The organism is Pseudomonas sp. VE 267-6A (genome assembly GCF_024126555.1).
In the GTDB taxonomy this organism is placed as follows: domain Bacteria; phylum Pseudomonadota; class Gammaproteobacteria; order Pseudomonadales; family Pseudomonadaceae; genus Aquipseudomonas; species Aquipseudomonas palmensis.
Window position 1 is genome coordinate 71,084 of record NZ_JAMYBY010000012.1, and the last position, 13,957, is coordinate 85,040.

Here is a 13,957-nt window from a genome sequence, read left to right on the forward strand (position 1 = left end):
TCACCAGGGGCGCAGGCCCCGCTCGCTGAAGTAGCGCTCCACGGCGGCGGTGGAGGCCGAGGGTTCGGCCAGCGCCACGTAGCTGTCGGGGCGCAGCAGGTACAGCGCGTTGCGTGCCAGGCCGGCGGCCGTGCAGGCGGCCGACCAGGGGTAAACCTGCAGTGGCAGCTGGCGTGCGGCGCACCAGGCGCTCAGTTCCTTGCTGGCCAGGCCGTACACGTGTACCTGCCAGCCCAGGTGCGACAGCGCGCTGAAATTGTCGTGTTCCTGCGTGACCACCCAGGGCAGGCGGTCGCCGCCCTGCACATGGCCGGCGCTGCCGAAGCTCAGCGGCATCAGGCGGTAGTTCAGGCCCAGCTGCGAGACCGTGCGAAACAGCAGGCTGCGCGCCTTGGCGAATGCCGCCATCCGCGGTATCAGCACCGGTGCCAGGCGCGTACGCAACAGGTTGGCGATGCTGCCATCGGCGGTAGCGAAGGTGAACACCTGGTCGGTGGTGGCCACCAGGCGCCGGGCGAAGGCCATGCGCTCGACCGGGTAGCTGTCGAGCAGGTCGTCGTGGGCCTTGCCCTTGAGTACGCTGCACAGCTTCCAGGCCAGGTTGATTGCATCGCCGATGCCGGTGTTCATGCCCTGGCCGCCGGCCGGGCTGTGCACGTGCGCGGCGTCGCCGAGCAGGAAGGCGCGCTGCTGGCGGAAATGCCCGGCCACGCGATGGTGTACGCGGTAGGTGGAAAACCAGTTGACCTTGAGCACCTGCAGTTGCAGGTGCTCGATGGCACGTTGGCTGACATCCTCGAAACGCAGTTGCTCGGGGTGTTCGGCGCGTGCGTCGCGCACCGTGCCGATCAACCGCGCGCGGCCTGTGCCGGCCAGCGGGAACACCGCCAGAAAGTCCGCTTCGTCCAGGTCCACGTGCAGCTCGCCGTTCATGGGCGGGCCGCTGGCATCCACGTCGGCCACGTAGAACAGCTGCTGGTAGGTGCCGCCGGGGAAGTCGACATGCAGGCCGTTGCGCACGCTCGAATGGGCGCCGTCGCAGCCGGCCAGGTAATGCGCCTCGCAGTCTTGCTCGCTGCCGTCGGGCAGGCGCAGGCGTGCGCTGACGGTGGTGTCGTGCTGGGTGAAACCGAGCAGTTCGGTGCTGCGTTCGACCTCCACGCCAAGGCCGCGCAGGCGCTCTATCAGCAGGTTCTCGTGCTGGTCCTGCGGGTAGATTTCGAGAAAGGGGTAGGGCGTGAGGTTGGCGCCGATGCTGTCCAAAGGCAGGCGTGCGGCGGGCTCGCCCTTGACCCAGAGGTTGGCGGCGGGCACCTGGTGGCCGGCGCCAACGACCGCGTCGGCCAGGTCCAGCTGGCGGTACAGCTCCAGGGTGCGGGCTTGCACGGCGAGCGCGCGGGAGGTGGTGCCGGCGGCGCTGGTCCTGTCGAGGATACGTACCGAGATGCCCAGCTTGCTCAGCCACAGGGCCAGGACCAGGCCGGTGGGCCCGGCGCCGATGATCAGGACGTCAGAGTGGGGCATGGCGCGGTCCTCCGGGAAGGTGCGGTGGCACTGACAAGTGTAGATGCAGGTGGCCACACCCCTCATCCAATTCGGTGTACCTTTGCATCCCCCCAACGCCCAGAGCACACCCATGATCGACTGGCTCAGCAACCACCCACACCACAGCGATACCCTGGCCCGCTGGCTGCACGAGCAGTTCGCCTACGAATACGCCGATGTACCGCTGGCCCAATGGCAACAGGAGTTCGCCGATGGCCAGACTGACGGCAGCCTGTACAGCCTGCTGGCGCTGGATGACGGCAACCTGCTGGGCAGCGCTTCACTGGCCCGCGACGACCTGCCCCTGCGGCCCGACCTGAGCCCGTGGCTGGCCTGCGTGTTCGTCAGCCCGCAAGCCCGCGGCCAAGGCCTGGCCGAAACGCTGATCGAGGGCATCTGCACCAAGGCCAGGGCCCTGGGGCACACGCACCTCTACCTGCACACCCACGACCGCGCCGAGTACTACCACAAGCGGGGGTGGCAGTACCTCGAGCAGTTCCAGGCCTGGGGCAAATCACACTGGCTGATGCAGTACCCGCTCTAGCCCGGGAACAGAAACGGGTTCACGCCGCTGCGATCGAACCCCTGGCGCTCCACCTCGGCATCCAGCGCGATCGAGGCCAGGTCATCGGCCACCAGCTCAAGGTCGCGCTCGTGCTCGGGGTAGAACACCTTCAGGTAGCTGTGGCAGTCGTCGCAGCTCTCGGCCTTGATCGCGGTTTCATGGGTATCCAGCGACCAGTAGTCCAGGCTGCCGGTCTCTTCGCAGTTGCTGCACTTGAGCCGCACCATGTGCCAGCGGCTCTCGCACAACCCGCAGTGCAGGTAGCGCAGCCCGGCCTGGGCACCGGTCATGATCACGCTGGCCACCGGCGCCCCGGTGCACACCGGGCAATGCTGGCGCTGCTCGCCCACGCCGGCATTGCCGATGGCGGGCAGGTGCGCCGCCAGCTGGGTGAAGTACAGCGACAGGGCCGCCCACAGAAACAGCGCCTGACCGCTGTCGATCTCGCTGAAGCGGCCTGCCAGCAACGCATCGGCCGCCACGTCCAGGGCGGCCTCGCCCTGCGCGCACAGGCCCTGCAGGGTGGCGTGTTCGATGTGCTCGCCAAGCCCGCGCAACAGTTGCTGCCAGTAGGCATCGCGCGGCAGGCTGGCCCAGGCCAGCGGCGCTTTGCCGGCGGCTACCCGCCCGGCCAGGCTGCTCACCAGCGTTGCCGGTAGCGGCAGGCGTTCGAGCAATTGCTGCTGGGCATCGGCCACCTGTGCCACGAACCGCAGGTAGTCGGCCATCGGGTGCCCCTCGGCCAGCTGACGCAGGCGGGTGGCGCGCTGGCGGTAGCGCTCGCCCAGGGTCGGCAGCAGCACGGCAGGTATTTCGCCAACGCCGGCGCTACGCTGCTCGGCAGGGGTCATCTGGATGCTGTTCATTGCTGCTTGCCACTCCCGCTCTGCTTGTTGCTGATCTGCCGGTACCAGCGGTCATGGTGGGTCTTGGCCCAGTTGCGGCTCACATACCCGGTGACCATGCCGCGAATCGAACCCTTGACCCAGAACGCCAGGTACGCATGGCCGATGATCAGCAGGATCAGGCAGATGCCGGCAATGGCGTGTACCAGCAGGCCGATGCGAATCGACGGGATGCTGAACCACGGCGCAAAGTACGGCCGCCAGATCACCACGCCACTGACCAGCAGCACGCTGATCAGGCCCATGATTCCCCAGAACAGGATCTTCTGCCCGGCGTTGTACTTGCCGATCTGCAGCGCCGGCTCGTGCTCGCCGGCCAGCACCTGGCGCACGTTCCTGAACCACGCGAGGTCTTCACGCTCGGGCAGGTTGTACTTGACGAAGCGCACGAACAGGAACGCCAGCAGCAGGAACACCACCACCCCGAAGAACGGGTGCAGGATGCGCGCCAGCTGCGGGGTGCCGAACACCGCGTTGAGCCCGTTGAGCGACGGGAAGAACCACGACAGCCCCGACAGGGCCACGGCAAGGAAGCACAGCACCATTACCCAGTGGCTGGCACGCTCGATGAAGCGGGTGCGCAGGATCAGTTTGTCCTTGTTCATGCGTGGGTGTCCTCCTCGTGTTTCTCGTCGGCTTCCTCGACCTCGTTCGGCCCCACGCCCACGTAGTGGAACAGGGTGCCGGCCAGGGTGGCGAAGAAGGCCACGGCCGCCACCGGCTTGAGCCAGCCCTTCCAGCCATGGATGGCGCTGCTGATGCGCGGGTCGGTGGGCAGCTTGTGGTACAGGTGCGGCTTGTCGGCGTGCTGCAGCACGTACACCACGTGGGTGCCGCCCACGCCCTGCGGGTCGTAGATGCCGGCGCCGGCAAAGCCGCGGCCCTGCAGCTCGGTCACGCGCTCGCTGGCCTGGTGCAACATGTCCTGCTTGCTGCCGAAGTTGATCGCACCGGTGGGGCAGGTCTTGACGCAGGCCGGCTCCTGGCCGACCGACACGCGGTCCACGCACAGGGTGCACTTGTAGGCCTTGTTGTCCTTCTTGCTGATGCGCGGCACATCGAACGGGCAGCCGGCGATGCAGTAGCCGCAGCCGATGCAGTGGTCGGACTGGAAGTCGACGATGCCGTTGGCGTACTGGATGATCGCCCCTGGTTGCGGGCAGGCCTTCAGGCAGCCCGGGTCGGCGCAGTGCATGCAGCCGTCCTTGCGGATCAGCCACTCGAGCTTGCCGCTTTCATCTTCGACTTCATCGAAGCGCATCAGCGTCCAGGTTTCGGCCGACAGGTCGGCCGGGTTGTCGTACACGCCGACGTTGTGGCCGACCTCGTCGCGCAGGTCGTTCCACTCGTTGCAGGCCACCTGGCAGGCCTTGCAGCCGATGCAGATGCTCACGTCGATCAGCTTGGCCACTTCGGCCTGGTGGTCGCGCGCGCGCGGCGCCGGGGTCAGCACGTTGGTGGCCGAGCGCTTGATGATGTCTTGGGATTGCATGGACATGAAGTTCGCTCCCTCAGGCCTTTTCGATGTTCACGAGAAACGCCTTGTATTCCGGCGTGTGGGTATTGGAATCGCCCACCCCCGGGGTCAGGGTATTGGCCAGAAAGCCCTTGCGCGTGGTGCCTTCATAGCCCCAGTGGCAGGGGATGCCGATGGTGTCGACGTCCTGCCCGTCGATGGCCAGGCGGCGGATGCGCTTGGTCACCACGGCCTTGGCCTTGATGTAGCCACGCTGGGTGCTGACGCGCACCAGGTCGCCCTGCACGATGCCCTTGTCGGCGGCCAGCTTCTCGCCGATCTCGATGAACTGCTCGGGCTGCACGATGGCGTTGAGCCGCGCATGCTTGGTCCAGTGGCGGAACAGTTCGGTGATCGAGTAGGTGGTGGCCACATACGGGAACTGCTCACGGCTGCCCATGCGCTTGCGATCGCTTTCGTACACCCGCGCGGTGGGGCTGTAGGTCACGTTCGGGTGCAGCGGGTTGTTCGCCAGCGGGCTTTCGGTGGGCTCGTAGTGTTCGGGGAACGGCCCGTCGTTCATCGCGCCCACCGAGAACAGCCGGCCCAGGCCTTCAGGCAGCATGATGAACGGGTTGGTGTTGCTGCCCGGTGCAGCGGTGACGGCGAAGTCCGGCACGTCCACGCCGCTCCAGCGCGCCCCGTCCCAGCCGATCAGCTTGCGCTTGGGGTCCCACGGCTTGCCCTGGGGGTCGGCCGAGGCGCGGTTGTAGAGAATGCGCCGGTTCTGCGGCCACGCCCAGGCCCAGCCCGGGGTGCAGCCCAGGCCGCTGTCGGCGTTGTCGCGCCGTGCCATCTGGTTGCCCTTTTCGGTCCAGGAGCCGGCGAAGATCCAGTTGAAGCTGGCAGTGGTGCCGTCGTCGCGCAGCTGCGAGAAGTCGTCGAGCAACTGGCCCTTGCGCAGAATCAGGTTGCCCTGTTCGTCGTGCAGGTCGGCCAGGGCGCGGCCGTTGGATTCCTTGGCCACTTCCTCGGGCTTGGGGTCGAACGGGTCGGCGTAGTCCCAGGCCATGTTGAGGATCGGCGCGGGGTTGGCACCGCCTTCCTTCTCGTACAGCTCGCGGATCTTCAGGAACAGGTGGCCGAGGATCTTGCCGTCGTGCCAGGCCTCGCCCGGCGGCGCAGCGCCGGCCCAGTGCCATTGCAGCCAGCGCCCGGAGTTGACGATCGAGCCGTCTTCCTCGGCAAAGCAGGAGGAGGGCAGGCGGAACACTTCGGTCTGGATCGCCGCGGTGTCCACGTCGTGCTCCTCGCCGTGGTTCTGCCAGAAGCTCGAGGTCTCGGTGGCCAGCGGGTCGATGATCACCAGGAACTTGAGTTTCTCCAGCGCGGCCTGGGCCTTGTTCTTGTCCGGGAACGCCGCCACCGGGTTGAAGCCCTGGGCGATGTAGCCGTTGACCTTGCCCTCGTACATGCGGTTGCTGTAGTTGAGCACGTCGTAGCTGTCGTCCCACTTGGGCAGCCAGTCGAAGCCCCAGTCGTTGTCCTTGGTGGCCTTGTCGCCCCACAGGCTCTTCATCAGGCTGACGAAGAACTTGGGGGTGTGCTTGTAGTAGTTGACCTGGTCGGGCAGCACCGCGCTGGGCGTGGTCTGCTTGAGGTAGGTGGCCAGGTCGGTCTGCGCATCCGATGGCAGGTTCATGTAGCCGGGCAGGCGCAGCGAGAGCAGGCCCAGGTCGGTGTAGCCCTGGATGTTGGAGTGGCCGCGCAGGGCGTTGACCCCGCCACCGGCCATGCCGATGTTGCCCAGCAGCAGCTGGATCATGCCCGAGCCTCGGATCATCTGCGCGCCGTTGGTGTGGTGGGTCCAGCCCAGGGCGTAGAGGAAGGTGGCGGTCTTGTCCGGGGCACTGGTGGTGCCGAGGATTTCGCAGATCTGCAGGAAGTCGGCCTTGGGCGTGCCGCAGACGTTGGTGACCATGTCCGGGGTGTAGCGGCTGACGTGGGCCTTGAGCAGGTTCCACACGCAGCGCGGGTGGCTCAGGGTCATGTCGCGCCTGGCGAAGCCGTCGGCGTCCAGCTCGTAGGTCCAGGAGCTGCGATCGTAACTGCGCTTGGCCGGGTCGTAGCCGCTGAACAGGCCGTCGTCGAAGCTGTAGTCCTCGCGCACGATCAGGCTGGCGTTGGTGTAGGCGCGCACGTAGTCGTGCTGGATCTTGTCGTGGGTGATCAGGTAGTTGACCACGCCCATCAGGAAGGTCACGTCGGAGCCGGCGCGGATCGGCGAGTAGAGGTCGGCCACGGCGGCGCTGCGGTTGAAGCGCGGGTCCACCACGATGACCTTGGCGCCATTGCGGATCTTGGCCTCGATCACCCACTTGAAGCCCACCGGGTGCGCCTCGGCGGGATTGCCACCCATGATCAGCACCACGTTGGCGTTCTTGATGTCGACCCAGTTGTTGGTCATGGCGCCGCGCCCGAAGGTCGGCGCCAGGGCCGAGACGGTAGGGGCGTGGCACACACGGGCCTGGCTGTCGGTGCCCAGGATGCCCAGGGCGCGGGTGAAGCGCTGGTCCAGCGAGCCGGTTTCGCTGCTGGCGGCCGAGCTGCACAGCATGCCGGTGCTCAGCCAGCGGTTGACCGTGGTGCCCTTGTCGTTCTTCTCGATGAAGTTGGCGTCACGGTCGTCCTTCATCAGGCGTGCGATGCGCTCGATGGCGTGATCCCAGCTGATGCGCTGCCATTTGTCCGAGCCAGGGGCGCGGTATTCGGGGTAGAGCAGGCGTTGTTCGCTGTGGATGTAGTCCACCAGGCCCGCGCCCTTGGGGCACAGCGAGCCGCGGCTGACCGGGTGATCGGGGTCGCCTTCGATGTGGAAGATACGCGCCTTGGCGTTCTTGGCGCCGTCGCCAAGGCTGTACATCAGCACGCCGCAACCCACCGAGCAGTAGGTGCAGTTGTTGCGGGTTTCCTTGGCGCGCAGCAGCTTGTACTGGCGTGATTGGGTGGCCTGGGCCATGCCCGGGGCGAAGCCCAGGCTGGCCGCAGTGGCGGTGGCAGCGCCGACGGTGCACAGCTTGAAGAACTGTCTTCTGCCCAGTCCCATGGTTATCTCCTTGTACAAACGAGCTCCAGAATCGGCCGCGCACGCGCAGGCCCGCCGAGATCAGCGTCAGGATCGGTAAGTGGTATGCAGGCTAGTCACAGAGGGTGCGCGCCAAGACCCTTTCTATCGTGGGTGTATTGCGCGCATTCGGGGGCAGTTTATGCCCTTACTTAATTTGTGACTAATCGACCTTGTCGATGAACCTATAGAGGGATTCGATTGTTTGGCATTCAGCGCGAGAGGTCGGCGGGGATCATCGCGGTATCGATCACGATATCCACGGGCGCGGTGACGATAAACGCCAGCGGGCACACGATCAGCGGCCAGCAGAACTGCGCCGAGGTGGCGCTGAACAGGAACGAGAAGTTGTTGCGCACGCCCCGGTACATGCCTGGGGATGCACATTCGGCGCAGTACCCACCGCGCATCATGGTGCCGCAGCTGGTGAGGGCGAGGGTGGAGACGATGAGGGCGAGCGAGAGGATTCGGATGGTGCTGTTCCTTGGCACAGGGGGGAGGGTCCGTTTTTCTGCGCGGCATTCTCTCACCGGGGGCCGGGGCAATGCTACAGTCGCTCCTTTTTCAATCAGCAGGCCAGGCCTCTTCGCTGGCAAGGCCAGCTTCTGCAGGGCCAGCGAAGAGCCCGGTACTGCCGACACACAACCAACGGGAGAGACAACCATGCGCGCAGCAATGCTATTGGGTACGGCACTGGTGCTGGCCGGATGCGCCTCGTCGACGATGAACCAGGCTCGCCTGGGCGCACCGCACAAGACCTTCACCTCGGCCAAGGCCGAGCCGCTGGTGGCCGAGTGCATCCAGTTCGGTTGGCAGGACGAAGCCGTCTTCGGCGTGGATGCCAGCGGCTACCTCGACGCCGGCCCCAACGGCGGGGCCACGGTGTCGACACGCGATGCCGAATACTTCGCCGATGTGCGCGCCGAAGCCGGCGGCACAGTGGTCAAGTTCTACACCCTCAAGGACGATGCATTGGCCCAGCGGCGCATGGCGGCGTTGGCCACCTGCCTCTAGCCACGCCCCTCGAAACGCCCGGTGATGCGCTCGCGCCAGCTCAGCGGGCGCGCAACGTGTTCATGCGCGCCGATCTCAACCAGGGTGAAGGCGCAGCGCACGATATCGCTCACTTCCTGATCGGCCAACCGTGCGCAGGCTTCGCGGTGCGCCTGTGCCTGATCGCGACCTGCCAGGCTGTGCACCTCGAAGCCAAGGTTGCGTTTGGTGATATGCCAGTGGTGAAACACAGCGACAAAGCGGCTCATGTTCGCCCCGCAGTCAGATCAAGGATGGGGTCATGCATGCAGCTTGCCCGTGATGCGCTCCAGCCAGCTCAGGCGCCGGGGCGCCTGGGCAGTGCTGGCAATCTCGATCACGGTGAAGTCGCAGGTCTGATCGTCCTGGTAGCCCTGTTCATTGCGTATGTCGCCCGCTTCAAGGTGCGCATCGGCATGATTGTCGCTGTGTAGCGCGTGCACCTTGAAGCCCCTGTCCACGGCATGCCGGCTTCGCAGGTGAAACACCCCCACGAAGCGGCTCATGCCTGCGAAGCCCCGCGCTGTGCTTCAAGCGCCTCGATACGTGCCTGCAGGCGTTCGCGTTCCTGGCGTTCGGCGCCGATGTCCTCGAACACGCTGATCAGATGCTGCGGCTGGCCGTCCTGGCGGCGCTGCAGGGCGGTACGTGCACGTACCCAGATGTAGTGGCCCTGCTTGTGGCGCACGCGCTTTTCCACTTCGTAGCGCTCGATCTCGCCGGCCAGCAGGCGCTGCAGCAACTGCAGGTTGGCGGCCAGGTCGTCGGGGTGGGTAAGTTGCTGGAAGGTCATGCCGTACAGCGTTTCGGCGCTGTAGCCCAGCAGCTCGCAGAAGCTGCCGTTGACCCGCTGCCAGGTGCCGTCCGGGTCGATGTAGGCCAGCGCGCCCCAGGCCAGTTCGAAGATGGCGCGAAAACGTTCCTCGCTGTTGCGCAGTTGCTCTTCGGCGACCTTGCGCTCGGTGTTGTCCATGCTGATGCCGACCATCTTCACCGCGCGCCCGGCGCTGTCGCGCACCACCGTGGCGCGGGAGGCGATCCAGCGCATCTCGCCGTCGGGGCGATAGATGCGAAAGTCGCACTCGCAGCCTTCGCCTTCGAGCAAGGTCTTGCTGTACAGCGCCTGCAGCATCTCGACGTCTTCGGGGGGCAGGTGCACCCAGAAGTCTTCGTTGCGGATCACCTGCCAGCCGTACACGGCCTCGACGTTGGGCGAGTAGGTGAGTTCGTCGCTGATCAGGTTCCATTCCCAGGTCACGATGCGGGCGCCTTCCTGGGCCAGCTTCATGCGGGTTTCGCTCTCCATGATCTCGGCGGTGTAGCGCCGGCGCAGGTCGGTCATCGGCAGCTCCACCACCTGGGTCTGCTGCACGTCCTGCAGGGCTTCTTCGCCGTAGCGCAGCCAGATCCAGTTGACCTTGAGAAAGTCGGCCAGCTTGCGCAGGTTGGCATAGTCGATCTCGCCGCCGCGGGTCCATTTGTGCACGGCGGTGCGCGAGATCCCCAGGGCCGTGCCTACCGCCTGCAGCGTCAGCTTGTGGTGTTCGAGCAGTTCCTTGAGGCGAAAGGCGAAGCTGTTTTCGGTCATGCGCTGGGGTGTCCTTGGCGAGGGCATGGCCGGCCAGTATACATAAGCTGTCAACCTCAGGTTGACGGGGGTATGCGCGTCGCATCGCGGGCCTGACCCGCGATGCACTCAGCGCCGCTCACCAGCGCACACGCACCCCCAGGTTGCCGATCAACCCGTTCAAGTCGTTGTCGTCCACGTCGCTGCTGTAATCGGCACTGACAAACAGCGCCACCTTGGGCGTCACCCGTGCCACCAGGCCCAGGCCCACCTCCACGGTGGTGGCGTTGCGTCCGCTGCTGATCTTGTCGACCTTGTCCAGGCTCACCGTGTCGGCGTTCGAGAAGTCGTACCACACGTTGGTGCGCACATAGGGTTCGATGGGCATGCCGCGCACCTCGTAGCGAGCCGACAGCTTCGCCCCCACCCGGCCGGTCCAGCTCGGCTGGCTGTCATAGGCCTGCAGGGTCTGGGCCTGGGCGTCGTTGCCGGGGTAGTACTGCTGGTTGATCAACTGCGCCTGGGGCTCGATCACCCAGTGCTTGCCCAGGCCGATGGGGAAGCCGCCCTCCACCGAGAAGGTCAGCGCGTGGCCGTTGCCATCGAGCCGTTCGCCGTCGCTGCCGCGCCCGCTGGCGTCGAAACGGGTGCCCATGGCCACCGCATCCACATGCCAGCCCTGGTCATGCTGCAGGCTCCAGTACATGCCCAGGCTTTGCCCTTCCAGGCGCACGGCGTTCTGCTTGTCGCCCAGCTGTGGCCGGCGATTGTCCAGGCCGCCCTGCAGGTTGCTGTGGCCCATGAAGATCCCGGCGCGGTGGGTGTTGCCGCCGGCGGTTTCCCGCACGAACAGGTCGGGGGCGATCTGCAGGTTCTGGTTGGGGGCATCCAGGCGTTGCGGGGCGGTCCTGACCGGGGTGGGAAAGAACTGCGCCCACTGGCTGGCAATGCCTTCGTCGCCGAGTACCGCCGTGCGCTCTGCCAGGCGCTCGGAAAACGCCCCCAGCGTGCCCAGGCTCAGCCCCGACACGCTGGCCGGGACCAGCGACGGCAGCGCCAGGCCGTGTGCCGGGTTGAACATCGGGTCGTCGTCTTCCAGCCCCGCCGCCAGGCTTTCCAGCGGGGTTGCCAGCAGCAGCGACGTCGACAGTGCGTAGAAAACATACTCGAGCCCCGAAGGGCAGGGTGCGCTTTTCATGGCCGATCTCCTCTGTGTGTTACAGCCAAAGGTCTGGCCTGATGTCACGGGCTGTAAGGCAGGAACAGAGAGCGACCCAAACCAGCAAACCTGCCCCATGGCGCGCGCAAAGCCGCGTGCCAGAGGCCCGGAATGAAGTTGAACACGGTGGTTCTAGGTGTAGCTAAGGAGAGTCGCAGGCAGGCGTCAAGATAGTGTGATTATTTTGTGATGGCTGTGTTGGAGGGGGTAAGCGGTTGAAAAATAGCGGTTCCTGATTGGGCATAGCCGCGTTGCGCATGACAACGCGGCTGGCTATTTCGAATGATTGCTAAAGCGTCAGGCGTCCTCGTCCCGTTGCAGTTCCAGCAGCAGCAACGAGCGTCCGGTGACGTTGAACACGCTGCCGAATTCCAGACGCTGGGCCTTGCGCAACTGCGGCCGGTCGGTGTCGATCAGGCAATTCCAGTACTCGCCCTCGGGCACGTCGGGCAGGGTGAAGTCCACGCCGTCGTGGTGCGCGTTGACGATCAGCAGCAAGGTGGCGTCTGCCCCCGGGCGCAGGATGCCGCTGACCTGCGCGCGCCCGTCCATGAGCATGCCCAGGCAACGCCCTTGCGGGTCTTCCCACTGCTCCACGCTCATCTCGCTGGCGTCCGGCGCCAGCCAGGTCACGTCCTTGACCCCGATCGCCTCGTTGTAGTCGCCCACCAGGAAGCGGCTGCGGCGCAGGATCGGGTAGGCCAGGCGCAGCTTGGTCAGGCGCTTGACGAACTTGAGCAGGGCGCTGCCTTGCTCGTCCAGGTCCCAGTTGATCCAGCCGATCTCGCTGTCCTGGCAGTAGGCGTTGTTGTTGCCGTGCTGGGTGCGGCTGAACTCGTCGCCGGCCACGATCATCGGCGTGCCCTGGGCCAGCAGCAGGGTGGCGAAGAAGTTGCGCATCTGGCGCTGGCGCAGGCTGTTGATCTCGGGGTCGTCGGTGGGCCCCTCGACCCCGTGGTTCCAGGAGATGTTGTTGTTGCTGCCGTCCTGGTTGTTCTCGTCGTTGTCCTCGTTGTGCTTGTCGTTGTACGACACCAGGTCGCGCAGGGTGAAGCCGTCGTGGGCGGTGATGAAGTTGACCGAGGCATAGGGGCGCCGGCCGCGGCGGTTGAACAGCTCGCCGGAGGCGGTCATGCGCGCTGCAAAGTCGGCCAGCTGGCCTTCGTCGCCTTTCCAGAAGGCGCGCACGGTGTCGCGAAAGCGGTCGTTCCATTCGGCCCAGCCCGGCGCGAAGTTGCCCACCTGGTAGCCACCGGGGCCGCAGTCCCAGGGTTCGGCAATCAGCTTGACCTGGCTCAGCAGCGGGTCCTGGCGACAGGCCACCAGAAAGCTGTGCCGCTCGTCGAAGCCTTCGTGGTAGCGGCCCAGGATGGTCGCCAGGTCGAAGCGAAAGCCATCAACGTGCATCTCGCCTGCCCAGTAGCGCAGCGAGTCGGTGACCAGTTGCAGTACGCAGGGGTGGCTCAGGTCCAGGGTGTTGCCGGTGCCCGAGTCGTTGATGTAGTAGCGCTTGTCGTCGGGCATCAGGCGGTAGTACGAGGCGTTGTCGATACCGCGCATCGACAGCGTGGGGCCCTGCTCGTTGCCTTCGGCGGTGTGGTTGTAGACCACGTCCAGAATCACCTCCAGGCCGGCGTCGTGCAGGTGCGCGACCATCTCCTTGAACTCGGCGATCTTGCCGTTGGCCAGGTAGCGCGGGTGGGGCGCGAAGAAGGCGATGCTGTTGTAGCCCCAGTAGTTGTTCAGGCCCTTTTGCAGCAGGTGCTGGTCGTTGACGAAGGCGTGGATCGGCAGCAGCTCGATGGAGCTGACGCCCAGGCCCTTGATGTGCCCCAGCAGCTCGTCGTTCATCAGCCCGGCGAAGGTACCGCGCGCTGCTTCCGGCACCGCCGGGTGACGCATGCTGATGCCGCGCACGTGCGCTTCGTAGAACACGGTACGATCCCACGGCACGCCCACGCGCTGGTCGCGGCCCCAGGTGTAGGCCGGGTCGATGACCTTGCACTTGGGCACGAACGGCGCACTGTCGCGCTCGTCGAAACTGAGGTCGCCATCGGGGTGGCCGATGGTGTAGCCGAACAACGCCTCGGACCAGCGCAGCTCGCCGACCAGCTGCTTGGCATACGGGTCGATCAGCAGCTTGTTGGGGTTGAAACGGTGCCCGTTCTGCGGCTCGTAGGGGCCGTACACGCGGTAGCCGTAGATCTGCCCCGGGTGCGCGTCGGGCAGGTAGCCGTGGTAGATCTCGTCGGTGTACTCGGGCAGTTCGATGCGCTCGAGCTCATGTTCGCCGCTGGCGTCGAACAGGCACAGTTCGACCTTGGTGGCGTTGGCCGAGAACAGTGCGAAGTTCACACCCAGGCCGTCCCAGGTGGCGCCCAGGGGGAAGGGCAGGCCCTCGCGGATGCGCGAAGGTTCAACGGCGTCGGGCTGGGTGTTGTGTTTGGACTTGGGCTGGGTCATGGCAATCCTTGTAGCGATCCTTGGGGGGCGAAAGGCGACGCACTGGGCGCCGGGGCAGCGTTGCGCTGCCCCGGGGCGGTA

At 65.9% G+C, this 13,957-nt stretch carries 13 protein-coding genes; 2 read left to right on the forward strand and 11 right to left on the reverse strand.

All coding sequences use genetic code 11. The features are described 5' to 3' along the window. The gene (locus NJH59_RS15610) at window positions 1-1,524 is read right to left on the reverse strand and encodes an FAD-dependent oxidoreductase (protein WP_253086984.1); all 1,524 of its coding nucleotides are present in this window, start codon (window positions 1,522-1,524) and stop codon (window positions 1-3) included. A gap of 112 nt (window positions 1,525-1,636) precedes the next feature. On the opposite strand from NJH59_RS15610, the gene NJH59_RS15615 reads away from it, so the two are divergent. Next, entirely contained in the window at window positions 1,637-2,089 is a 453-nt protein-coding gene (locus tag NJH59_RS15615; RefSeq protein WP_043862962.1) for a GNAT family N-acetyltransferase, read from the forward strand. On the opposite strand, the gene fdhE is transcribed toward NJH59_RS15615, so the two are convergent. The 5 genes from fdhE to NJH59_RS25600 all read right to left on the reverse strand — a co-directional run bounded on the left by fdhE (window position 2,086) and on the right by NJH59_RS25600 (window position 8,086). Beyond that, on the reverse strand, window positions 2,086-2,976 hold the full coding sequence (fdhE, locus tag NJH59_RS15620) for a formate dehydrogenase accessory protein FdhE (RefSeq protein ID WP_043862961.1): 891 nt from the start codon (window positions 2,974-2,976) through the stop codon (window positions 2,086-2,088). The two genes, NJH59_RS15615 and fdhE, sit on opposite strands and share 4 nt — an antisense overlap. After that, window positions 2,973-3,620: a formate dehydrogenase subunit gamma gene (locus NJH59_RS15625; RefSeq protein ID WP_253086985.1), complete on the reverse strand. Its 648-nt coding sequence runs from the start codon at window positions 3,618-3,620 to the stop codon at window positions 2,973-2,975. Before NJH59_RS15625 ends, fdhE begins: the two co-directional genes overlap by 4 nt. Then, window positions 3,617-4,507 carry a formate dehydrogenase subunit beta gene (fdxH, locus tag NJH59_RS15630; RefSeq protein WP_269210608.1) on the reverse strand — a complete coding sequence of 297 codons (891 nt, stop codon included), beginning with the start codon at window positions 4,505-4,507 and terminating at the stop codon, window positions 3,617-3,619. Before fdxH ends, NJH59_RS15625 begins: the two co-directional genes overlap by 4 nt. Before the next feature lie 19 nt (window positions 4,508-4,526). Continuing rightward, entirely contained in the window at window positions 4,527-7,577 is a 3,051-nt protein-coding gene (fdnG, locus tag NJH59_RS15635) for a formate dehydrogenase-N subunit alpha (RefSeq protein ID WP_229589261.1), read from the reverse strand. 230 nt (window positions 7,578-7,807) lie between these two features. Continuing rightward, the gene (locus tag NJH59_RS25600; protein ID WP_116054465.1) at window positions 7,808-8,086 is read right to left on the reverse strand and encodes a YceK/YidQ family lipoprotein; all 279 of its coding nucleotides are present in this window, start codon (window positions 8,084-8,086) and stop codon (window positions 7,808-7,810) included. A 172-nt stretch (window positions 8,087-8,258) separates the two neighbouring features. Here NJH59_RS25600 and NJH59_RS15645 point away from each other — a divergent pair, with 172 nt between their 5' ends. Continuing rightward, window positions 8,259-8,609, forward strand: a complete 351-nt coding sequence (locus tag NJH59_RS15645; protein ID WP_043862958.1) for a hypothetical protein — start codon at window positions 8,259-8,261, stop codon at window positions 8,607-8,609. Here the strand turns inward: NJH59_RS15645 and NJH59_RS15650 are convergent. The 5 genes from NJH59_RS15650 to glgX form a co-directional block, all read right to left on the reverse strand. Then, a complete protein-coding gene (locus NJH59_RS15650) occupies window positions 8,606-8,857 on the reverse strand; it encodes a hypothetical protein (RefSeq protein WP_043862957.1) in 252 nt (83 codons plus the stop codon). The two genes, NJH59_RS15645 and NJH59_RS15650, sit on opposite strands and share 4 nt — an antisense overlap. A 30-nt stretch (window positions 8,858-8,887) precedes the next feature. Further along, the gene (locus NJH59_RS15655) at window positions 8,888-9,133 is read right to left on the reverse strand and encodes a hypothetical protein (RefSeq protein ID WP_043862956.1); all 246 of its coding nucleotides are present in this window, start codon (window positions 9,131-9,133) and stop codon (window positions 8,888-8,890) included. Further along, window positions 9,130-10,215: a helix-turn-helix transcriptional regulator gene (locus NJH59_RS15660; RefSeq protein WP_043862955.1), complete on the reverse strand. Its 1,086-nt coding sequence runs from the start codon at window positions 10,213-10,215 to the stop codon at window positions 9,130-9,132. The genes NJH59_RS15655 and NJH59_RS15660 overlap by 4 nt, the downstream gene beginning before the upstream one ends. A gap of 118 nt (window positions 10,216-10,333) precedes the next feature. Beyond that, window positions 10,334-11,392, reverse strand: a complete 1,059-nt coding sequence (locus tag NJH59_RS15665; RefSeq protein ID WP_253086986.1) for an autotransporter outer membrane beta-barrel domain-containing protein — start codon at window positions 11,390-11,392, stop codon at window positions 10,334-10,336. A gap of 318 nt (window positions 11,393-11,710) precedes the next feature. After that, window positions 11,711-13,876, reverse strand: a complete 2,166-nt coding sequence (gene glgX / locus NJH59_RS15670; protein ID WP_054915395.1) for a glycogen debranching protein GlgX — start codon at window positions 13,874-13,876, stop codon at window positions 11,711-11,713. Window positions 13,877-13,957 lie beyond the last annotated feature (81 nt).